This is a genomic window from Alteribacter lacisalsi (assembly GCF_003226345.1).
Lineage (GTDB): Bacteria > Bacillota > Bacilli > Bacillales > Salisediminibacteriaceae > Alteribacter > Alteribacter lacisalsi.
Window position 1 is genome coordinate 519,656 of the sequence record NZ_PDOF01000003.1, and the last position, 22,414, is coordinate 542,069.

Below are 22,414 nucleotides of genomic sequence, written 5' to 3' on the forward strand. Positions count from 1 at the left end.
AAGAAGCGTTTTTCAGAATTTAGAATGAATTTTGTTTTTTATTATAGCACAACAATTAATGAATGAGTATTCAGTCAGGTCTCTTTTTTTAAAAAAACCCATCATTGTTTTTCGACAACAGGGATTGAATTACAGTCGGTTAGGGAAAATAACAGAAATACTGCCGGCATTTCCCCGGCCGTGATCGCAGACGTCAGCCTGGGAGGGAACAATTTGATCTTATTACACACAATCCTGATAATACTCGCGATTTTCGCCTTAATCTGTATATGGTTTATTATTGATTTTACGATTGCCCGGCGGCTCCACGAGAAACATACGCCTCCCTATACAGAACCTCCTGTACGAAACAGTGACGTCCAGTTTTTCGCCAGGGGCGACAAACTTTTTAATCACATGTTCGGCGAGATTGAGCAGGCAGAGGACCACATACACATGCTCTTTTATATCTTCAGGGCAGATGACATCAGTAAAGAAATGATTAACAGACTTATGGACAAAGCAAGAGAAGGAGTCGAAGTCCGCCTTATGGTTGATTTCATGGGCTTTCGTATCTCCCGCAAGCTGAAAAAAGAGATCCGGAAATCCGGCGTGCATCTTTCCATCACTCACCGACCTTCTCTACCGTTTCTTTTTTACTCAGCCAATAAGCGTAACCACCGGAAAATTACGGTTATCGACGGCCGCACTGCCTACATTGGCGGCTATAACGTCGGTGATGAATACCTCGGCCGGGACCCGAGCTTCGGCCCGTGGCGCGATTATCACCTCTGTGTTACTGGCGAAGCTGTGAATGACCTTCAGGACATCTTCCTAAGGGACTGGGAGGCAGCGTCAGGCGAGGACATCATCGGGGAAAACCGGTATTATCCGGAACAGAAGCCAGGATCAAAAACAATTCAGATCCTTGCCTCTAACGGCTCTCACATTGAAGATGCCGCTCTTAAACTCATCAAGACAGCTGAGAACACACTCATCATCGGCACACCATACTTTGTGCCGGGACGTGAAGTCAAAAACGCGCTCATACAAGCGGCTAAACGCGGTGTCGACATCCGGGTTATTATTCCGAAAAATCCTGACCACCCTCTTGTTATTCACGCCGCCTACCCGTACTTCCGTGAGTTGATCGAAGCCGGGGTTAACATTCACATGTATTTTCAAGGCTTTTATCATTCTAAGGCGATCATCGTTGATGACAAAGTGTGCGACATCGGCACCGCCAATTTTGATAAAAGGAGTTTCCGCATCAACCGGGAGGTCAACTGCCTGATTCACAACGAACAGTGGATCCGCCAGGTGATGGTCCAGGTCAATGAAGATCTGAACCGAAGCGACCGGGTTACGATCGAGCACCTGAACAACCGCTCACTCCTGAAACGGGGCAAGGAAACCCTCGCCAGCCTCCTCTCCCCGCTTATTTAAGTCAAAAAAAGGCTTCCAGGCTCCTGCATGATGCGGGAGCCTGCAGGTCGTTTTTCCCGAGCAGGCTGAAGCGGTGTCCGAGGAAAGCAAACGCCTGCAGTGTAATATAACAACAACCTTTCCAAATATATCACGAAAGGAGTTTTTCAATGATTATCCGCTTCGGTTTCGTTTCCCACGCTTTGTCCCTGTGGAACGCCTCCCCGGCTCACACCGTCACCTGGGCACGGGCAAAACAGCTCAGCAGGCACGAACGGAGGGAAAAGCTCAAGGAAGTGACAGCCAGAAATATCGCACATACAAAACGAGCCGTTCATTACTGCATCGCCCATGAAATCAGTCTGTTCCGACTCTCCTCCTCCATGGTTCCGCTTGCCACGCATCCTCAAGCAGCCTGGGATTTTACTGCGCCTTTTAAAGAAGAGTGGGCCGAACTTGGCGGACTGATCCGTTCCGCAGGCATCCGGCCGAGCTTTCATCCGAATCAGTTTACCCTTTTTACATCTCCAAAGGAGGATGTAACCACCCGCGCTGTCGAAGATATTACCTATCACAATAAAATGGCACAGGCGATGGATCTGTCTGACTGCCGCTTTGTGCTTCACGTGGGCGGTATTTACGGCGATAAGGAAAACGCGGTGAAACGCTTTTCAGACAACATGTCCCGCCTGCCGGAAGAACTAAAAAACCGTCTTATGATTGAAAATGATGATAAATCCTATCAAGGAGACGACGTTCTCAGCATATGTATTAAAGAAGGCCTGCCTTTTGTATTCGACTACCACCACCATGTCGTCTGCCCTGGCGAAAGCAGCGCAGCCGATCTCATGCCCGGTCTGTTTAAGACTTGGGAACATACAGGGCTTCGGCCGAAGATTCACTTGTCGTCACCAAAGGATGGGGACCGGTCCCGCGCACATGCGGACGGAATTGATCTGGAATTTGTCAGGCCGTTTCTTGATATGATGCGGGAGTTTGATACGGACTTTGATGTCATGATTGAAGCGAAGCAGAAAGACAAGGCTCTCCTGTCCTTTATGGATGACCTTGAAAAAATACGTGGTGTGAACCGGGTTGCCGGAGGAGCCGTCCGTTATAAGCCATAATAGAGCCTGACTGCTGCCCCTGCCGGCAGCTTTTTGTCATTTCAGGACGTAAATGAGGATGGTTCTTATTCTCACTCATACTTAAGGAGAGGAGATTTGTTCATGCCAAAATCCAGCTCTTTTACTCATTCTTTTTTTTCCCGTAATCGCGAACTTGTCTTTTCCCTGGCCGGAGGCCTCTTCCTTCTTGCAGGCTACCTTCTTGAAAGGGCTGACCTTTTTGGATGGGCTGTTGCTTTATACTTACTTTCTTTTGCTGTGGGCGGTTACTTCAAAGCAAAGGAGGGGTTGACGGACCTGGTAAAGGACCGGTCGCTGAACGTTGAAGTTCTGATGATTGTCGCCGCAGCCGGGGCGGCCTCAATCGGCTACTGGAGCGAAGGTGCCATTTTGATCTTTATCTTTTCCCTGGCCGGCGCCATGGAAACCTACACCTTGGAGAAAAGTGAACGGGATCTGTCGAATCTGATACGCATGGCCCCGGAGAAAGCCTCCCTCCTCCTTCCTGATGGTGAAACAAAGGTTGTAAATGTGGAATCTCTCGAAGTCGGTAACCGGATTCTCGTCAGACCTGGTGAGCGAATCCCGGCAGACGGGACGGTGATAACAGGAGAAAGCACCACAGATGAGGCGGCCATCACGGGCGAATCCATGCCTGTGGATAAAAAGAGCGGAAGCAGTGTCTACAATGGCACCATCAACGGAACAGGCTCGTTGACTGTAAAAGTCACAAAACGAAATGCTGACTCCCTGTTCCAGAAGATGATCGCCCTCGTCCGGCAGGCAAAAACCGACCGGCCGCCGAGCCAGCAGCTGATTGAAAAAATCGAAGGCCCCTACGTGATAACCGTTCTCCTTACCGTGGCTGTTATGCTTACGATCCCGGTTTTGGTTTTCGGCTTTCCTTTTGAAGAGACGTTCTACCGGGCGATGGTCCTTCTCGTCGTGGCCTCCCCCTGTGCTGTTGTGGCGTCCGTTATGCCGGCGCTTCTCTCCGCCATATCGACAGGCGCACGAAACGGCATTCTGATAAAAGGCGGCGTGTATCTGGAGCAGCTAGCGAAAACCGGCGTTATCGCCTTTGATAAAACCGGAACTCTAACTGAAGGCAGCCCTGCCGTGACTGGATTTCAGGCTTTGCCGGGAAACGATGAAGAAGCTGTTCTCGCCGCTGCTGCCGCGATCGAAAGGCAGTCTGATCACCCTCTTGCCCATGCGATCGCCGCCTATGCAGGGGAGCGCTCCCGGAACCTGCCGGCTGTGGAAACGATTGAAGACGTGCCCGGATACGGCGTCCGGGCAGTTATTGCCGGCGAAACGTGGCATATCGGCCGAAGCGGGTTTGCCGGAGATACTCAGGCCTGGGAACCTGTCCGAAACGTGACCGGAAAATGGGCAGAAGAAGGAAACACGCTCGTCTATGCTGCGAAAAATGGTGAGCCGGCAGGCTTCTTTGCCCTCAAAGATCAGATTCGTCCTGCAGCCTCGGCAGCCCTGAATACCTTAGCCGATGCCGGGATCGAAACGGTGATGATTACCGGGGACAGGGAAGCCACTGCCAGGAAAATTGCCAAGGAAGCCGGCGTCTCCCGCTACGTTGCTGAATGTCTCCCTGAGGAAAAAGTCCGGGAAGTAGAGCGCCTCCGTAAAGACTACGGAGCAGTAGTCATGGTAGGAGACGGTGTGAACGACGCGCCAGCCCTGGCAAAGGCGGACACAGGAATCGCGATGGGGTCCGGAACCGGTGTTGCGATTGATACGGCCCATATCGTCCTGATGAACAGCGAACTGGAAAAAATCGAACTATCGCTCGAACTCTCCCGGCGTCTCAACAGGATCGTCAAACAGAACCTCATCTTTTCGGTTGCGGTAATTGCCGTCCTCATTACCGCAAACTTTGCCCAGTCCCTCACCCTCCCCCTCGGGGTGATCGGCCACGAAGGAAGCACGATCCTCGTCATCCTGAACGGCCTGCGCCTCTTGAGGGTCAAGCAGCGCAAAGGAGGCCCTGCCGAACCCGGAACAAGAGAGCGCCTTAAGGAAGCGGAAGTGTCTTAACACGTACGAATCCCCCGGACTGGTTCCGGGGGATTCGTGTTTTACAGAAGGTATGCTGTATTTAAAGGTCTTAGCATGTGCATTAAGGGTTTTAGGAAGCCCTTTGCGGGTCTTAGCTCATGCTTTAAGGGTTTTAACAAGACCTTTACGGGTCTTAGCCCCTTCTTTAAGGGTTTAAGCTGCTTGACACGACGGGGTATAAAACGCCAACGCCCCCTACAGCGGCAGATCCACCCCTGCAGCCTCCGCTGCACGCTGCTGTCTGCGCTTCTCTCCTGCCCGTGTCTTTTCAGTAAACTCCTTTAAGATGCGGTTCAGCTCACTGTGGTGCTTAGTAGGCAGCTGGTGGCTCGCCATTGCCACAAAGATTACATCGCACGGAACCCGAAGCTGCTTCTGAAAAATGTAACGGTAGTGGTGCACGTAATAGTCGCACTGACCGTACACAAGCAGCACCGGTGAGGTAATCCGGTGGAGCCGGTCAGTCGACTTGTAATGGAGCCCCATGTCGTAAAGCTCTGCAAGAAAAGCCGGCGACGTCCGACGCACATAATCAGCCAGTTCTTTTCGCTTCTCCCCTTTTTCATGGGCAGCAGCAAGTACCTCCGAAATTGTCCGCATTTTGCGGAGCCGTGCTGCAATGATGCCCGAACGGAACTCATTTCGCAGAAGAAAGCTGTTCACCTCGGAAAATCCTCCAAGAAGCACGATCCCCCGCGTACGCTCAGGATAGCGGATCGCAAACTCCTGAACGATTGAGCCGCCATTTGAGTAGCCGCACAAAAACGTTTTTCGAATCCGTGCATGATCCAGCACCCGCCTCACATCATCAGCGAGCAGCGCCATCGACAGCGGCCTGTCATCGAGCCCGCTCCTTCCATTTCCCCGCACATCCACCTGAATAACCGTATGCGTGCGGCACAGCCCTTCTGCCTGATGCCGGAACGTTACGTGCCCCATCCCCGGCGGATGAATAAACAGGAGCGGCGGCCCGCTCCCCTTAATTTCATAATAAATTCCGGCATATTCCGGCTCACTCGTCCATGGCATACCCGCCACCTCCACTCTTCTCCTTAGAGTGGCTCACTATCCGCTTTTTTATTGAAAAAAATCATACTTCCCCGGCGCCATAAAAAAGAGACCGCTTTCATAAAAGCAGCCTCGTTCAGCGTCTTTATCCAAAATAACCGGATACGAACTGGAACAGCTTGTAGCCGAAATAAATTCCGAAAATCCCCATAATACCAGGCAGTGCAGGGGGAGCCGGTATCGGAAGCTTGACGAGTGCAAACACAAATCCTACAATCAGCCCTGCAAGCACGGCGAGAATTACTTCCTGCATCTATATAACATCCCTTCTAATAACTTTCTTTGTTTAGTATGCGACAATCAGGCACTTTATTATCGTATCAGAAAGAGGTACGTACATCTATGCCCGTAACGAAAAAAAAGCAGTCAGGGCCGGGAGAGTTCGCTTGGAACTTCCCGGCCCTGACTTTTTACCTGCTGCAGCGGTGTGCAGTCTTACATTTTTTCCGGTGCGGAAACGCCGATCAGTGTGAGGGCGTTGCGAAGCGTCGTGCGGACCGCTTCCATGAGGGCGAGGCGGGCTTTGGTGAGGCTCGCATCGTCTTCGTTGATGACTTTTTCGGCGTTGTAGAAGCTGTGCAGTGCCTGGGCGAGATCGAAAACATAGTTGGCGATCCGGTGCGGCGCGCGCTTGGCTGCTGCATCGGTTACCGCTTCAGGGAACTCGCCGATTTTTTTCAGCAGGTCGAGCTCTTTTTCACTCGACAGGCGGGTCAGGTCTTCTGATGGGTCGGCCGTGTACCCCGCTTCTTCTGCCTGGCGGATCATACTGCAGATGCGTGCATGGGCATACTGCACGTAGTAAACCGGGTTTTCATTTGACCGGGAAACGGCCAGATCCATATCAAAGTCCATATGGGTGTCGGCGGCGCGCATGGCGAAAAAGTAGCGGGTCGCGTCGGTGCCTACTTCCTCCATCAGGTCGCGCATCGTAACGGCTTTACCGGTACGCTTGCTCATCTTCACCCGTTCGCCGTTCTGGAACAGGTTCACCATCTGGATGATCTGGACTTTAAGCTGGTCTTCGTTGTAGCCGAGCGCCTGCACGGCTGCTTTCATCCGCGGGATATAGCCGTGGTGATCGGCGCCCCAAATGTTGATCAGCTCTTCAAAGCCCCGGGCAAATTTATCTTTATGATAGGAAATATCGGGCGTCAGGTACGTGTAGGTGCCGTCCCCTTTTACGAGAACGCGGTCCTTGTCGTCGCCGTACTTGGTCGATTCGAACCAGAGCGCGCCTTCTTTTTCGTACGTTTCGCCTTTGCTTTTCAGCTCTTCGAGGATGGCTTCCACTTTTCCGGTCGTATAAAGGCTCGTTTCCGAGTACCAGTTGTCAAAGCGGACACGGAAGCTTTCGAGATCTTGTTTCAGTTTGTCGAGTTCGCGCTTCAGGCCGTACTCGCGGAAAAAAGCAAGACGCTCTTCCCGCTCACTCTCCTTGAACGTGGTGCCGTACGTATCGGCAATTTCCTTTGCAAAACCGATGATGTCCTGTCCCTGGTAGCCGTCTTCCGGCATTACCGCTTCCTCTCCGAGTGCCTGGAGATAGCGTGCTTCAAGGCTTAAGGCAAGATTTTCGATCTGGTTGCCGGCGTCGTTGATATAGTATTCACGCGCCACTTCGTAGCCGGCTTTGTCGAGAATGTTGCAGAGCGAGTCGCCGACTGCAGCGCCGCGGGCGTGCCCGAGATGCAGTGTGCCTGTTGGGTTGGCGGAAACAAACTCCACCTGTACACTGCGGTTTTCGCCGAAGTCCGTGCGGCCGTAGTCTTCTTTCTGCTCAATCACCGTGCGGACCACGTCGGTCAGGTATGCGTTGTCCATAAAGAAGTTCATAAAACCGGGACCGGCGATGTCGATCTGTTTTACGTGGGCACGCTCCTTATCGAAGTTGGCCGCCATTTCCTCTGCGATCATCCTTGGGGCTTTTTTAGCGATCCGGGCCAGCTGCATAGCTGTGTTGGTTGCATAGTCACCGTGAGCTTTGTCTTTCGGAAGCTCGATGACCGGATCGGGAATCTGCTCTTTTTCTGCTAAGCCTGCTTTAATAACGGACTGAATAATTTCGTCTTTCAGGAGCTGTTTCATTTGTTCTACCTGGCTCATTGCTCGTGTTCCTCCTTCACTGTGACGCGCATATCGTATTCGCCTGCAGTCTGTCCCTGCAGGGTGAGTGTATAGGTCAGGCGGATTTCGCCCTGGTTTGCCGTTTCGTCCCATAGAAAGCGGACGTGCTTTGTATCTGTCAGCATGCGCATCGGGCCATATGGGCTCTGGTATGTGCCTTCTGTTACCACACCGGTCACAAACCGCTGGTTCATGTTGACGGCGCCTTTACGGATGACCATCATTTCCCCCTGCTGGATTTTGACTGTCTGCATTGTCGCTTCTTCGATACCTTCCTGCCGGGGCTCTTCGAATCTCAGATACGTGATATCGCCTTTTGAAATGAGGCGGCCGCTGGCCTGAAGGGCGTTTGTATCTTTCTGCCCCTGGTCGCGGACTTCCGTTTTCATATGAATGTGGACGGGTAGTCCTTCCATTTGTATTCACCGAACTTTCATGATTCGTTTTATCATCTTTTTCAAATTCTGCCGCACTTAAACGTGATGTGCACATTTATAACTCAACTATTATATCTGATCATGCGGTGGTGGTTCAAGTGCAGGGAAGAATCTGATCGCGCCTCAGCCCCAACCTGCCGCTTTGTCCCAGAAAAACACGCCGCCCTGAGCGGGCAGCGCGGTCTCTGATCGTGCATTATTTCTTCCCGGTCCAGCCGAGAAGCATTTCACGGACAAATTTGCTTGCGGCAATGGCCGTTTTATCACCGGCGTCGTAAGCCGGGGATACTTCAACCAGGTCGCATCCGACAACGCGGATGGCTGAACCCGCAATCGCCTGAATCGCATCGAGAAGTTCCTTCGACGAAATGCCGCCTGCTTCTGCTGTCCCTGTGCCCGGGGCATAGGCCGGATCGAGCACATCAATATCGATCGTCACGTATACCGGACGGCCGGCAAGTGTCGGCAGGATTTCCTTTAGCGGTTCTGCCACTTCAAACCGGCTCATATGCATGCCGCTTTCTTTGGCATACTGAAACTCCTCCCGCATGCCGGAACGGATGCCAAAGGAATAGACGTTTTCCGGTCCGATCAGCTCACACGCCTTGCGGATCGGTGTCGAGTGTGAAAGCACTTCCCCCTCATACTCTTCCCGGAGGTCGGCATGGGCATCAATGTGGATCACAGCAAGATCATCATACTCCTTGTGCATCGCCCTAATAATCGGCCAGCTGACGAGGTGCTCCCCACCGAGTCCGATTGGAAATTTTCCATCCACAAGCAGTTTTTCCGTGTAGCGTTCGATCATATCAAGGCTTTTCGCAGCGTTTCCGAACGGAAACATCATGTCGCCGGCATCATGGTAGTTCACTTCCTCAAGGTGCCGGTCCATGTAGGGGCTGTATTCTTCAAGACCGATGGATACTTCCCGGATCCGGTTAGGACCGAAGCGGGAACCGGGCCGGAAGCTCACTGTATAGTCCATCGGCATGCCGAAGATGACGACGCTGCTTTCTTCGTACGATCGGTCGCCCATAATAAAGACGCGTCCGGAGTAGCCGTTGTCAAAATACATCAGCTCCGCCTCCCTAGCGTGTCAGGTCTTCCACAAATTTCGGCAGGGCAAACGCTGCCTTGTGGATCGCTTTTGTATAGTATTTCGTATCCATGTCATGGAAGCGCTCGTCCGGAACCTCAAGCGGATCGTGCTTTTTCGAGCCGATCGTAAACGTCCAGAGTCCGCTCGGATACGTTGGGATGTTAGCCGTGTAAAGACGTGTGATGGGGAACGTTTCACGCACATCGCGGAACACGGTGCGGATCAGATCCTGCTGGAACCACGGGTTGTCGGTCTGTGCTACGAACACACCGTCTTCCTTAAGCGCTTTTGAGATTCCTTCGTAAAACCCTTTCGTAAACAGGTTTACTGCAGGTCCGACCGGTTCTGTCGAGTCTACCATGATCACATCGTAGGTACCTTCGCTTTTTGCAATATGCATAAAGCCGTCATCCACCTGAACGTCTACACGCGGGTCGTCGAGCTTGCCTGCGATGGACGGAAGGTATTCCTTCGAGTACTCGATTACTTTACCGTCAATTTCAACCAGAGTGGCCTTTTCAACGCCGGGGTGCTTAAGGATCTCACGGATGACACCGCCGTCCCCCCCGCCGACAACCAGCACGTTCTTCGGATCGGGATGTGTAAAAAGCGGCACGTGGGCCACCATTTCGTGATAGACGAATTCGTCTTTTTCCGTAGTCATGACCATGCCGTCAAGAAGAAGCATGTTGCCAAACTCGGCCGTTTCAACCATGTCGAGCTTCTGAAAATCTGTCTGCTCACTATGATAAGTCTGTTTTATTTTCGCTGTAATTCCGAAATTTTTCGTCTGTTTTTCTGTAAACCAAATCGACAAAGCGATCACCTCAGTTAGTTTTAATCTCCGTATTTCAGGCAGTCATTAGAAGTATAATTCATCTCGTCCTAAATGGGAATAGCCCTGCTGGGTCAGGATCAGGCTGTGCACCTGCAGACAGCCAGGCACCTCCCTCTCCCTTTCTTTTCTGTTTCCCTGTCCTTCTTATGTATAACCGGTTTCTGTTTGAGGAAAACTGTGGAAAGAAGACCCGGATTTTCCTATGCGGGTCAGACAGTATTTCTGCTCAGAAATCGAGGAGGTGACAGCAGGTGGAAATCGGCACAAGAACGTCCAGACAGAAGAAAACAAATCACTGGCGCAGGATCATCCGCCTCGGCCTTATCTCGGTGGTGAGCAAAATGGCGCTGACGCTTGCTGTTTTTGCGTACGTATATCAGCTCGGGGCACCGCCCCTTTCTGTTCCTGAAACGACGGTTATGTACTCGGCGGACGGCTCGATTCTCGCTGAGCAGCACCAGGGCCAGAACCGCCATTGGATCTCACTGGAGGAAATGGGCCAGTCGGTCATAGACGCCACCCTGGCAATTGAAGACCGGAAGTTTTATTCCCACCACGGATTTGACGTGCTCCGGATCGGCCGTGCGGCAGCTACGAATGTGCTCGCCGGCTCCAAGCTTCAGGGGGCAAGTACGATCACCCAGCAGTATGCCCGGAACCTTTATCTGTCCCATGAAAAAACATGGGTGCGTAAATTTAATGAAGCGCTCTATTCCATGCGCCTTGAGATGCATTATACAAAGGACGAGATCCTTGAAGGCTACCTAAACACAATCTATTACGGTCACAGTACGTATGGCATTCAGGCAGCTTCAGCCATGTATTTTAACAAGGATGCCGGTGACCTGACAACGGCGGAAGCCGCCATGCTTGCCGGTATTCCAAAAGGACCCGGTCTTTATTCTCCGAAGATAAACCCTGAACAGGCCGAAGCCCGCCAGCAGCTCGTGCTCCGGGCGATGAGAGATAACGGGAGTCTGACAATGAGAGAGTATGAAGCTGCGGTTAAAGAGAAGATCGTTCTTTACGAGGCTGACGATTTGGAAACCGGACGTCAGGCCCCTTATTTTCAGGACGCTGTCCAGACGTGGCTGGAAAACGAACTTGGCATCAGCCCGGCTGTCGTTCACACCGGCGGGCTGCAAATTCATACTACGCTCGACCGGGATCTTCAGCGGCTCGCGGAGCACTGGATTAAAGAAGAGCTGAACAGCCCTTATGACCTTCAGGTAGGGTTTGTGTCAATGGACCCTAATAACGGCCACGTCAAAGCAATGGTCGGGGGGCGTGACTACGGTGAAAGCCCGTTCAACCGGGCGACACAGGCCCGCCGTCAGGCCGGCTCCACATTTAAGCCGTTTCTGTATTATGCAGCGCTCAAAGAAGGTTTCCGGCCGAACACGCTCCTCACCAGTGAGGAAACGGATTTTGTCTGGGATGACGGACGGGAAACGTACAAGCCGAAAAACTTTAACGACCGTTACGCGGACGAACCGATGACGATGCTGCAGGCACTCGCTGTCTCAGACAATATTTATGCGATGAAAACCCACTTTCTGCTCGGGTTCCAGACGCTGGCGGACACCGCCCGTACATTCGGGATTACAAGTCCACTCAGGCCGGTACCCTCTCTTGCCCTTGGTTCAGTGGAAGTCGGCGTTACGGAACTTACAAATGCCTACAGCCCTTTTGCCAATGGCGGACGAGAGGTGGAGCCTGCGTTCGTGACGAAGGTGGTGGACCGGAACGGAGAAGTGCTGTACAGTGCTGATCCGGAGCCTGTGCACGAACGTGTCCTTGATCCGGCACTCGCGTTTCTGATGACTGATATGATGCACGGGATGTTTGAAATGGAGCTCAACGACCCCCGTACCCGGACGGCAGTGACGGGCCAGAGCCTGATTCATCTGATCAACCGTCCTGTCGCTGGAAAAAGCGGATCCACACCACGGGACAGCTGGATGATCGGTTTTACGCCTCAGCTTGTGACTGGTGTGTGGGTCGGTGTGGATAAAGATGCGCGGAGCGGGAGCAGCCAGGCTGCAATTCCTGATTCCGGCTCCTGGGGCATGCATTCAAAACGGATTTGGGCCCAGTTTATGTCTCATGCCCATGAAGGAGAGCTGATCCTTCCATTTTCGAAGCCGCCGAACGTTTCTGCTGTTGAAATTAACCCGCTTAACGGGATGCTCGCCACCGATGACTGCCCGGTTACAAGGGAGACATATTTCCTCACCGGCACCGAACCGACCGCTTTCTGCACGGAGCATGTGCCAAAGCCGGAGCCTGTTATTCCCGGCGACCCGCTGCACGATGAGCCAAGGCGCCTGCTGGACCGGATTTTCCGCTGGTTTGACTGATGTGAAGAGGCCACTTTGTTAAAAGCGTGGTGGTTTGTGTACCTGTGAGGACATAATTTGTCTCAGGCACGCCGTTATGTCCGAACTTTGGGGAAGTCGGGACATTTCTCTTCTCTGGCAGGACGTTATGTCCGGACTTCGCATTAGTAAGGACATAACTCAATTACCAATTACGCGCATCAAGAATTCTGGCCCCTGAATTTCAATACAAAAAAAGACAAGCGAAGGGCTGGCATACCCCTCGCTTGTCTTTTTGTCTTAGTATAACGTGTGTGTTTGACACGTAGGTTAAGTTTACAAAGAACATTTGGATTAAGCAAGGTTGTTCACAAGACGTTCACATTTTCGACATGTGAATTTTTCCCTATTTTTCACCTGCAAATTCAGCCTTCAAGTCCCTTTTTCAGCTCGTCGGATGACGCTTCCCACAGATCTTTGTTCGTTTCTTTCAGAAAATTGGCCAGGACACCTTTGGACTTTTCATCCATTTTGTCGATGATGAGACGGCCTTTAAGAGACTTATCCATGTTATTTACGTGCTCCGGCAGAGATTTGTATCCCCGGCGGATTTCCCGGTCCACGGTGAGTTCGCAGGCTGTTACCCCGGCGTAATGGGGGCCTTCACCTTTATTGTCCACCGTCACCCAGACAAGCCAGTACGGCTTCCCGTTCGGTACTTTTTCTTTTTCGTGGAGAAATTTAATTCCCTTCTCCACCGAGCTGCGGGCATGAAGCGCCCCCATATCGACAAATGCTTCTCCTTCTTCCACATCTATGAAAACCGGAGACATATTATTAAGGTTCAGCACGCCGGCACCGTATCCACCGTGGCCGTCCGTAGAATCGGAACTCAGTATGTTAAAGCCCTGTCCGCGCTTTTTTCCTTTATTATCATCAAACAGATTCTTCATTAGAACTCCTCCAATCAGCCGTTTCGTTTAGTTTATCATATTCAATCCACCGGGCAAAAAACAAGACTGCGTTTACATTCAGCCGGAAACGTCTATAGATATACAGATTCAGCATGCAGATATTCTCTGCCGCTGCAGCAGTCTGTCTGAAACATTCATAAAAAACCGAAAGGGTTGATTGCTATGCCATACGTAACTGTGAAAATGCTCGAAGGCCGCACGGATGACCAGAAACGGGACCTTGTCGAGCAGGTGACGAGCGTTGTTTCCGAAACGACTGGTGCTCCCCGTGAAAAAGTGACCGTATTCATTGAAGAGATGAATGCCGGGAACTACGGTGTTAACGGTCAGCGCCAGAGCGACATCACCCCATAGGGAACACTGAACGCCCCTCAGGAACCTGTCCTGCGGGGCGTTTTTCTGTTACTCTCCGTGCGCCTGCTTTTCCCTGAGCTCTTTCAACGCGAGATGCAGGGTTTCGATGTAGTGGACCGGAGGTTCGTCCATGTTCTCAAACTCCTCGACCAGCCACTGGAAATTCTTGATCAGCAGTTCCGTCGGCACGTTCCTGCTCACAAGAACCGTGTTGAGCCACGTGGCATAATCAACGAACATTTCTTTGTTGTCCAGTTTCGCTGATGTTTTCAGGTATTTCAAATGGTGCTTATTATCGTTCTTAGTATGATGACGGCCGCGATCACCGAATTTCTTCAGCATTTCGCCGTATTCCTCATAAAACCGATCCGTCATTTTTTCAGCAATCTGCTCTTCCGTTTCCTTTGAAATCACCACGCCACCACCTTGTACTGATGAACCATGGCTTTCGTGTTGGCCAGTTCTTTATCAGGGTATTTTTTCTCGAGGTCGTGGATCCGTTTGAAATCATCGCTCGTGACCCATTTCAGATAGTCCTGTTCGGTTTCCCATTCCATCTGAACGGTCAGTTCACCGGATTTACGGCGGTTCTGAAGCAGCTTAAACGAGATGAATCCATCAGCTTCATCCACGAGCTTTGAGCGGTTCTGATAAAGTCCGATGACTTCATCTGCTTTTTCTTCCGGAATTGTAACGACTGAATGAACGATATAGATCGCACCCACCTCCTGAATTTTACAGTTTTCTGCTGGTATTAACGGCTTTCGTATGCGTGCAGCCGGTCGATATAATCGAACGCTTCCTGCACTTCTTCATCCGAGTAGTTCTGTTTTGCTTTTATCGTGTGTACTTTATCTTTTACCTCACCTTTGGAAAGATCCTCGAAATAAAGCATGGTGGAGACCAGTTCAAGAAAACGGGAGCTCTGACCATTCAGGTCGTCCCAGAGATCTTTTGACTGTGGGAAATCGTGTTCTGCGATTGTAAGGAACTCCTCTCCCTGCTCTGTAAGGGAATAGCGGAACTGATGATAACCGCTTTTCTTTTCTTTTATTTCGGATATAAATCCGAGATCGCGCATTTCCTCCATACGGACAGAAAGCTCTTCTGAGTAAGGTCCGTACATTCTGAACTGGTATTTTTCATAAAAAGGAAGGTCGAGCTGTTTGGCGATGTATACGATTTTCTGCAGTTTTTTCCGCCCGACGATTTCGCCTACCTGCTGAATGAGTGACAGCAGCTTCGCATGCTCGTTTAGCATGGGTTTATCCCCCCTGATTCATTAACAGCTGTAAAATCTTTTTCTTTATCTCTGCATGAGTGGTCTGGTCTTCAAGAAAATCCTTTGGAAAGTAAAGCTTATGGTCGGTCCGCTTTTTCCCGGAGATCGCCTCCACCACGTCCGATTCCCGCGACAGTTCGCGAAGGTCTCCTGCCGGCATGAGCAGGTGAATGGGAAGGCGTTCCTCCTCTTCGCCGCCACGGTAAAAGTCGTAAGGCAGATCGGAGGATGAATCGATCACAAGGTAATAACGCGGGTCAATTTCCGCCTCTTTAAAGAGCTGAAGCAGTTCCGGCCAGATTTTCATCTGGGTGCTCGGGTCACACTCCACGTATTTAAACAGACGGCGGTCCATAAACCGGTCACATAAATCTTTCAGGATCGGATCGTCTTCTTCCTGCCACATCTGGAAATAATACATGATCACGGACTCATCAAGCTTCAGGTAATCTTTTAGAGTAATGCTTTCTTCAAAAAGCGAGTTAAAGTGGAGAGGCTCAAGCTTAAACTTGTAGCCTTCCTGGTAAAGGTGCTTGGCTCTATGTAAAATCTTGCTCAGAATCACTTCCGAACTCCGTGTTACCGGGTGAAAATACACCTGCCAGTACATCTGGTAGCGGCTCATAATATAGTCTTCCACCGCATGCATGCCGCTCTGCTTAAACACGGCCTGGTCCTCTGTCGGACGCATGACGCGGAGAATCCGTTCCATATCGAAATGCCCGTAGCTCACACCTGTATAAAACGCGTCGCGCTGGAGGTAATCCATCCGGTCAGCATCAATCTGGCTGGAAATAAGGCTCACGACAAGCTTGTTATCGTACGTTTTGCCGATCACATCCGCCACTTTTTTCGGAAAGGCGTCACTGATTTCGCGGAGCACACTGTTAATCTGGGTATCCCCCAGAATGATTTCGCGTGTCCAGTGTTCATGATCGGTGTGAAACACCTTTTCAAAGGAATGGGAATATGGTCCATGCCCCACATCGTGCAGAAGCGCCGCACTTAAACAGACGAGACGCTCTTCCGGGTCCCAGTCTTCCTTTTCCTCTATGTTCTTGACCATCCGCCTCATAATCTCATATACCCCTAATGAGTGATTAAAACGCGTATGTTCGGCTCCGTGAAAAGTCACGTACGTGGTGCCGAGCTGGCGGATCCTGCGGAGGCGCTGAAATTCCCTGGTTCCGATCAGTTTCCAGATTAATTCATCGCGCACATGAATGTAGCGGTGAACCGGGTCTTTAAATACTTTTTCTTCACTGAGCTTCTTAAATTGGCCCGTCATATGTCGCTCCTTCCCTGCAGCTTTGTGCAGCCGGACTGCTATTCTAAGGTGTGTGCTGGGTCATTCCAGTCTCTTCCTTTAGTATACTAAAAAAAGGCGCGAAAAAAAGCAGGTCATGAAGAATTTCCTCTATTTGCGGGCCGGGGAACAGGTTTTGAATGAAGGTGTGACTTGGGATGTTCAGGGCTCTTTGGTCCAATTGCATCATTTGCATCATTCCTTCAAGAGAATAAAAGAGGGCCTGACATCACCATCCGTAATGTCATACCCTCCCTGGCTGCAGCAGCAGCCTGCGGCAACATATCAGCGTTGTTTTTTTAACCGTTTCTGTACTTTATCGATTAGCTGATCCTCGCAGAACCCTGTAACGGCACGGTCATTGACGAACGTGAAGGCTTTTTTGCGGCCGGGGCCGCAGTAGGCCTGGCAGCCGATCTTCACTTCTGCATCAGGATCGAGTGCTTTGAGCTTTGGCATCAGAGTCTTTATATCTGTGGCCTGACAGTCGTCACAAATGCGGAATTCATTTGCCACCTAAATCACCACTTCTTTTATTTTTACTGGAAAACAGCATCTGCTGTGTTGTTTAAGGCTGTATTTTAAAGATTCACTAACGAGTATTCTACTATGTTTCGCCCTCCCGGGGCAACGGTAACCTTGTCCATTTTGTGATATAATCAACAGGTCTTATAACGGATGTTTTTATGAAGGAGAACGAAACGATGAACGGCTTTGAATCGATTTTACATAGAGAAAAATGGGATGTGTTTGACGAATCTTCTTCGGGGACTGCTATGAACCCGATGCACTCATTCGCCATGGACGATACGCTCTGCCGGATCGCTTCAGATGACCCGGACCGCGGCATCTGCCGGACGTGGGTGCACGACAGGACCATTGTCCTCGGCATTCAGGACAGCCGCCTCCCTTTTATCGCGGACGGAATCCGCTTCCTTGAGCAGGAAGGGTACGATGCGATTGTACGGAACTCCGGCGGTCTCGCTGTTGTACTGGACCCTGGTGTGCTGAATGTATCGCTTATTTTCAAGGACGAGAAGCGCCTTTCCATCGACAGCGGCTACGAGGCCATGTGCGGTTTTGTGCGGGCATGGCTGAAGGAATTTGACCTGGAGATCGAGGACAGGGAAATTGCCGCTTCCTACTGTCCGGGACGTTACGACCTGAGTGTGGCAGGCCGGAAGTTTGCCGGTATCTCCCAGCGCCGCCTGCGAGGCGGGGTCGCCGTACAGATCTATCTGGCGGTGAACGGGAGCGGCAGTGAACGGGCAGCACTCGTCCGCCGTTTTTACGAAAAGGCGGTAAACGGCGCACCAGTGAAGTACAGCTATCCGCAGATTGATCCGGCGCAGATGGCCTCACTTTCTGAAATAACCGGACAGCCGCTGACAGTTGAAGGGCTGTATCACACGATGCTGCTTACACTGAAGGATTTTTCAGGCCGGATCGGTAATATGACGCTGTCAGATAGCAACTGGACTGTTTATGAGGAGAACCTGGAACGGATGGTCAAGCGGAATGAAAAGCTGATCAGATAACTGCGGCAGTCATGCTGTCTGGTTGGGCATCCACGTAACGTCCAGGTCCCGCACGACCTTCTAATTCCAGATTATGAATTGATTCCGGAAAATGAAGATGCAATTCTGGAAAATCTTCACCCCATTCCGGAAAATCAAAACTTCACACGGCTGACAGGCAAAAAAATCCCCGAGGTGTATGCGGTCACCTCGGGGATTGCTTATGGCTGTACTCTGATCAGTCGAGCCCCTGCATTGCTGTGATGAGGGCCAGTTTATATACGTCTTCCACGTTACAGCCGCGGGAAAGGTCGTTCACCGGCTTGTTCAGACCTTGAAGAATCGGTCCGATTGCATCATAGTTGCCGAGACGCTGGGCAATTTTGTAGCCGATGTTTCCTGCTTCAAGACTTGGGAAAACAAATACGTTCGCTTCCCCTTTCAGCGGGCTGTCCGGTGCCTTTTTCTGTGCAACAGACGGCACAAACGCGGCGTCAAACTGGAACTCGCCGTCAAGCAGTAATTCAGGCTCACGTTCCTTTGCAATCTGGACAGCGTCACTTACACGCTGTGTTTCCTCACTTTTCGCCGAACCTTTTGTGGAAAAGCTCAGCATCGCGACTTTCGGGTTGATATCGAATACACGGGCGGTTTTTGCTGCTTCGATCGCCGTTTCTGCAAGATCGCTGCTGTCAGGGGCGATATTAATGGCGCAGTCACCAAAGATGTAGCGCTCCTCCCCTTTTACCATAACGAATACGCCGGACGTTTTTTTCACGCCTTCTTTCGTCTTGATGATCTGAAGAGCCGGGCGGACCGTATCCCCTGTTGAGTGAGCCGCTCCGCTCACAAGTCCGTGCGCTTTGCCGAGATGAACAAGCATGGTGCCAAAATAGTTCGGCTGTTTGAGAATCTGACGGGCATCCTCTGCTGTCGCTTTCCCTTTTCTGCGCTCCACAAATGCATCCACGAGCTCTTCAAACTGCTCGTACGTTTCCGGGTCGAAAATCTCCAGACCGCTCACGTCCTGACCGATTTCAGCTGCTTTCGCTTCAATCGCCTCTCTGCTTCCGACCATTACCGGTGTGAGCACACCATCACTTTTCAGACGAACGGCCGCTTCGATAATCCGCTCATCCGTTCCTTCAGGAAAAACAATCGCCGGGTTCTGGGCTTTTACCTTTTCCGCAATACCTGTAAATAAATCGCTCACTGTCATTCCTCCTTGTGTACTTTCCTATTTTCACCTTTATCCTTAAGGATACTCTTCTCCGATGCAAAAATAAATTGATGTGATCAACATTTCACAAAGTTCTAATTTTCAGACACGGACTGCAGAATGTTTACCCGTTTGGCGTGTTTTTAACACGGAAAAACTGCCGGGGAAAACGCATACTGCTCTTTGGATCTATAATGGAGTGCTTCTTCATTTATAAACCCTAAGTTCCCTCATCTTCGGTTCAAATGTCTGACTTGTGCTTTATATTTGCCTTTTCAATCGTTATATACCCTAACCGTTTTCCCCGTCTCCCCCCAACTGCCTTCCTCAAGTTCCCCGTTGTTCCCTGCAGTTAAGTCCGTTATAATGAATGAATGATCACTCATTTTCTGACTTATCAGACTAAAAAGACAAAAATCCACTGAGGAGGAGCGAATAGTATGGCGTGTGAAGCATTGTTTCAGCCGCTGAAGATCCGAGGACTTACTCTGCCCAACCGTGTCATGATGGGTTCGATGCATGTTGGACTGGAAGGACTGGAAAACGGAATTGAAAAACTGACGGCGTTCTACCGCCTTAGAGCCCGTCATGAGGCCGGCCTGATCGTCACGGGCGGTGCTGCTGTAAATCCGGAAGGGGCCGGCGGCCTTGATTTTATGATGATCGATTCAGACGAGGATATCGACCGATGGCGGCCGCTCACTCGCGGAGTGCATGAGGAAGGCGGACGGATCGCCCTTCAGCTGTTTCATGCCGGCAGATACGCTTATAAAGCGATGATCGGACAGGATCCGGTCGCCCCCTCTGCCCTGCAGGCACCGATCAATCCGGATCCTCCGGTGGCACTGACGGATGAACAGATCGAGCGTACGATCAGGGATTTTGCCGAAGGGGCCCGCCGGGGGAAGGAAGCCGGGTTTGATGCCGTGGAAATAATGGGTTCGGAAGGCTACCTTATCAACCAGTTCACCTCCCCTGCCACAAATAAACGGACAGACCGCTGGGGTGGCACGTTTGAAAAGCGGATCGCGTTTTCTCTCCGCATTACAGAAGCGGTCCGGGAAAAGGTTGGAGAGAATTATCCTGTCTTTTTCCGGATGTCGGGGCTTGACCTGGTCGACGACAGCACAACAGAAGAAGAAACACTTGCTTGGGCAAAAGCCCTTGAAACAGCAGGCGCGGATGTACTCAATATCGGCATCGGCTGGCATGAATCCCGTGTACCGACGATTTCCATGAAGGTACCGCGGCTGCACTTCGTTCCGATAGCCGAGGCCATTAAAAGCGCTGTAAGCATTCCTGTAATCGCAAGCAACCGGATCAATGACCCCCGGGATGGAGCAAGGCTTCTGGAAAATGAAAGCGCTGACTTAATCTCCATGGCCCGCCCTTTTCTTGCCGATCCAGCCATTTTGACAAAGGCGAAAGAAGGCCGTTTTGATGAAATTAACACGTGTATTGCGTGCAATCAGGCGTGTCTGGATCATGTATTTGAAGGAAAGCACGCCACCTGTCTTGTAAACCCTGAAGCCGGACGGGAGACCGAACTCACCCTCTCCCCTGCCGTGACCAAAAAGAATGTGCTGGTCGTCGGTGCCGGCCCGGCCGGACTGGAAGCAGCCAGAACAGCCGCAGAGCGCGGGCATACTGTGACACTTGTAGATGAAAAAACAGAAATCGGCGGGCAGCTCAATTATTCTAAGCGGATTCCTGGAAAAGAAGAGTTTTACGAAACGCTCCGCTATTACAATGTGCAGCTTGATCTTCTCGGTGTCACGAAGGAACTGGGCACCACCCTGACTGCCGATCACCCTCTTGTAGAAAAAGCAGACGACATTATCGTTGCAACCGGGATCGTTCCCCGTGTACCGGAGATACCTGGAGTGGACGGGAACAACGTCGCCAGCTACCGTGATATATTTGACGGCAGCGTTTCTTTCGGCGAAAAAAATGTCATTATCGGCGGAGGCGGCATTGCATGTGACCTTGCCCTTTACATGAAAGGAAAAGGGGCAGAAGAGATTACCCTTCTGCAGCGCAGCCGCTCATTTGCCCGCGGTATTGGGAAAACGACCCGCTGGACGACGATTATGGAGCTGAAACAAAAAGGAATACGAATGAAAGGCGGCCTTGACGGGTACAGGGAAATAACCCCTGAAGGTGTGATTGTGATTCAGGACGGCCAGGAGACACTCGTGCCTGCCGACCGGATTGTTCTTGCAAGCGGACAGCTCGTAAACAGCCGTCTCGCCGAATCTCTTGAAGCCTCCGGCAAGCCGGTTCATGTGATCGGCGGCGCACGGCATGCCCTCGGTCTTGATGCAAAAAAGGCCATTTATGACGGCACCGTAACTGGAAGAGCGATATAGAAGAAAACAATTATGAAGGAGTGACTGTTTTTGAATACGTATAAAACGATTTCGTACGACGTAGGAGACGGCACCGGAACAATTACACTGAACCGGCCGGAAGTGAAAAACGCCTTGAACGAGGCGATGCACGAGGAGCTCTACGAGGCCCTTCAGCAGGCTCGCTCGGATGAAAGCGTCCGGGCCATTGTGATTACCGGAACCGACGGTGCCTTCAGTTCGGGAGCTGACCTGAAGAGCATCCCTCTTGAAAAGCTGGAGTATTTTGATCACGGTGAATATCTTGAACGTACGTACAACCCTCTTGTAAAACTGCTTGACGCCATTAACAAGCCGACGATTGCCTACATGAACGGCACGGCTGCCGGAGCCGGGCTGAGCATTGCCCTTGCCTGTGATTTCCGCGCTGCTGAACACGATGCAAAGCTGGCCCTCAGTTTCATGAAAATCGGACTTGTCCCTGACGCAGGTGCTTCTTATTTTCTTCCTCGTCTAGTAGGGCTTTCCAAGGCACTTGAACTTTCACTGGGTGAGGCCATCAGTGCGGAGGAGGCGTTCCGCATCGGCCTGATCCACAAGATCGGCAGTCCTGACGACCTGACCGAAACACTGAAGGGCGTCCCTCCTACCGCGTACGCAAATATGAAAAACAACATGAAGTGCGGTCTTCATCTCAGCCTTGATGAGGTGCTCGAGGAAGAAAAGAAAGGCCAGCAGCAGGCCGGAAAATCAGCCGAACACCGCGAAGCCCTGATGCAGTTTTTAAACAGCAGAAAACAGAAGAAATAAACAGAACGAAAAACCAGACGCACGCCGTTTGGTTTTTCGTTTGTCTGATAGTATAATACTCACTATATGTACGCTTACATAGAAGCAGGAAATTCCCTGCTTTCACA

The 22,414-nt window shown here is 51.2% G+C and carries 21 protein-coding genes; 8 read left to right on the forward strand and 13 right to left on the reverse strand.

Going from position 1 to position 22,414, the window contains the following annotated elements:
* Positions 1–213: 213 nt before the first annotated feature.
* The 3 genes from cls to CR205_RS17335 all read left to right on the forward strand — a co-directional run bounded on the left by cls (position 214) and on the right by CR205_RS17335 (position 4,589).
* On the forward strand, positions 214–1,425 hold the full coding sequence (cls, locus tag CR205_RS17325; protein WP_161524826.1) for a cardiolipin synthase: 1,212 nt from the start codon (positions 214–216) through the stop codon (positions 1,423–1,425).
* Between the two features lie 149 nt (positions 1,426–1,574).
* On the forward strand, positions 1,575–2,531 hold the full coding sequence (gene uvsE, locus CR205_RS17330; protein ID WP_110521398.1) for a UV DNA damage repair endonuclease UvsE: 957 nt from the start codon (positions 1,575–1,577) through the stop codon (positions 2,529–2,531).
* A gap of 102 nt (positions 2,532–2,633) precedes the next feature.
* Complete coding sequence (locus tag CR205_RS17335; RefSeq protein WP_110521399.1) at positions 2,634–4,589, forward strand: heavy metal translocating P-type ATPase; 1,956 nt, start codon at positions 2,634–2,636, stop codon at positions 4,587–4,589.
* Between the two features lie 216 nt (positions 4,590–4,805).
* On the opposite strand, the gene CR205_RS17340 is transcribed toward CR205_RS17335, so the two are convergent.
* The 6 genes from CR205_RS17340 to speE all read right to left on the reverse strand — a co-directional run bounded on the left by CR205_RS17340 (position 4,806) and on the right by speE (position 10,158).
* Entirely contained in the window at positions 4,806–5,639 is an 834-nt protein-coding gene (locus CR205_RS17340) for an alpha/beta fold hydrolase (RefSeq protein ID WP_110521400.1), read from the reverse strand.
* A 124-nt stretch (positions 5,640–5,763) separates the two neighbouring features.
* Positions 5,764–5,931 (reverse strand): XapX domain-containing protein, encoded by a 168-nt coding sequence (locus CR205_RS17345; RefSeq protein WP_110521401.1) that lies wholly within the window; start codon positions 5,929–5,931, stop codon positions 5,764–5,766.
* A gap of 182 nt (positions 5,932–6,113) precedes the next feature.
* The gene (gene argS, locus CR205_RS17350; protein ID WP_110521402.1) at positions 6,114–7,784 is read right to left on the reverse strand and encodes an arginine--tRNA ligase; all 1,671 of its coding nucleotides are present in this window, start codon (positions 7,782–7,784) and stop codon (positions 6,114–6,116) included.
* Positions 7,781–8,221 (reverse strand): DUF1934 domain-containing protein, encoded by a 441-nt coding sequence (locus CR205_RS17355; protein ID WP_110521403.1) that lies wholly within the window; start codon positions 8,219–8,221, stop codon positions 7,781–7,783. Before CR205_RS17355 ends, argS begins: the two co-directional genes overlap by 4 nt.
* Before the next feature lie 217 nt (positions 8,222–8,438).
* The gene (speB, locus tag CR205_RS17360; protein WP_110521404.1) at positions 8,439–9,317 is read right to left on the reverse strand and encodes an agmatinase; all 879 of its coding nucleotides are present in this window, start codon (positions 9,315–9,317) and stop codon (positions 8,439–8,441) included.
* 13 nt (positions 9,318–9,330) lie between these two features.
* Positions 9,331–10,158, reverse strand: a complete 828-nt coding sequence (gene speE, locus CR205_RS17365; protein WP_110521405.1) for a spermidine synthase — start codon at positions 10,156–10,158, stop codon at positions 9,331–9,333.
* Between the two features lie 272 nt (positions 10,159–10,430).
* On the opposite strand from speE, the gene CR205_RS17370 reads away from it, so the two are divergent.
* Positions 10,431–12,539, forward strand: coding sequence for a transglycosylase domain-containing protein (locus tag CR205_RS17370; protein ID WP_236634878.1), 2,109 nt, complete (start codon positions 10,431–10,433; stop codon positions 12,537–12,539).
* Between the two features lie 383 nt (positions 12,540–12,922).
* On the opposite strand, the gene CR205_RS17375 is transcribed toward CR205_RS17370, so the two are convergent.
* The gene (locus CR205_RS17375) at positions 12,923–13,450 is read right to left on the reverse strand and encodes a YwhD family protein (RefSeq protein ID WP_110521406.1); all 528 of its coding nucleotides are present in this window, start codon (positions 13,448–13,450) and stop codon (positions 12,923–12,925) included.
* Between the two features lie 183 nt (positions 13,451–13,633).
* On the opposite strand from CR205_RS17375, the gene CR205_RS17380 reads away from it, so the two are divergent.
* Positions 13,634–13,825, forward strand: coding sequence for a 2-hydroxymuconate tautomerase (locus CR205_RS17380; protein ID WP_110521407.1), 192 nt, complete (start codon positions 13,634–13,636; stop codon positions 13,823–13,825).
* A gap of 48 nt (positions 13,826–13,873) precedes the next feature.
* Here the strand turns inward: CR205_RS17380 and CR205_RS17385 are convergent, their stop codons facing one another.
* The 5 genes from CR205_RS17385 to CR205_RS17405 all read right to left on the reverse strand — a co-directional run bounded on the left by CR205_RS17385 (position 13,874) and on the right by CR205_RS17405 (position 16,929).
* Complete coding sequence (locus tag CR205_RS17385) at positions 13,874–14,239, reverse strand: hypothetical protein (RefSeq protein ID WP_110521408.1); 366 nt, start codon at positions 14,237–14,239, stop codon at positions 13,874–13,876.
* Entirely contained in the window at positions 14,236–14,541 is a 306-nt protein-coding gene (locus CR205_RS17390; protein WP_110521578.1) for an antibiotic biosynthesis monooxygenase family protein, read from the reverse strand. Before CR205_RS17390 ends, CR205_RS17385 begins: the two co-directional genes overlap by 4 nt.
* Positions 14,542–14,579: 38 nt before the next feature.
* Positions 14,580–15,086, reverse strand: a complete 507-nt coding sequence (locus tag CR205_RS17395; protein WP_110521409.1) for a YwgA family protein — start codon at positions 15,084–15,086, stop codon at positions 14,580–14,582.
* Between the two features lie 4 nt (positions 15,087–15,090).
* Positions 15,091–16,395: an HD domain-containing protein gene (locus CR205_RS17400; protein WP_110521410.1), complete on the reverse strand. Its 1,305-nt coding sequence runs from the start codon at positions 16,393–16,395 to the stop codon at positions 15,091–15,093.
* Between the two features lie 303 nt (positions 16,396–16,698).
* Positions 16,699–16,929 (reverse strand): DUF1450 domain-containing protein, encoded by a 231-nt coding sequence (locus CR205_RS17405; RefSeq protein ID WP_110521411.1) that lies wholly within the window; start codon positions 16,927–16,929, stop codon positions 16,699–16,701.
* Positions 16,930–17,117: 188 nt separating this feature from the next.
* On the opposite strand from CR205_RS17405, the gene CR205_RS17410 reads away from it, so the two are divergent.
* Positions 17,118–17,951, forward strand: a complete 834-nt coding sequence (locus CR205_RS17410; RefSeq protein ID WP_110521412.1) for a lipoate--protein ligase family protein — start codon at positions 17,118–17,120, stop codon at positions 17,949–17,951.
* Positions 17,952–18,168: 217 nt separating this feature from the next.
* Here the strand turns inward: CR205_RS17410 and pta are convergent, their stop codons facing one another.
* Positions 18,169–19,143, reverse strand: coding sequence for a phosphate acetyltransferase (pta, locus tag CR205_RS17415; protein ID WP_110521413.1), 975 nt, complete (start codon positions 19,141–19,143; stop codon positions 18,169–18,171).
* Between the two features lie 446 nt (positions 19,144–19,589).
* On the opposite strand from pta, the gene CR205_RS17420 reads away from it, so the two are divergent.
* Both CR205_RS17420 and CR205_RS17425 read left to right on the forward strand, forming a co-directional pair.
* On the forward strand, positions 19,590–21,518 hold the full coding sequence (locus CR205_RS17420; RefSeq protein WP_110521414.1) for an oxidoreductase: 1,929 nt from the start codon (positions 19,590–19,592) through the stop codon (positions 21,516–21,518).
* 30 nt (positions 21,519–21,548) lie between these two features.
* A complete protein-coding gene (locus tag CR205_RS17425; protein ID WP_110521415.1) occupies positions 21,549–22,307 on the forward strand; it encodes an enoyl-CoA hydratase/isomerase family protein in 759 nt (252 codons plus the stop codon).
* The last annotated feature ends 107 nt before the right edge of the window (positions 22,308–22,414 follow it).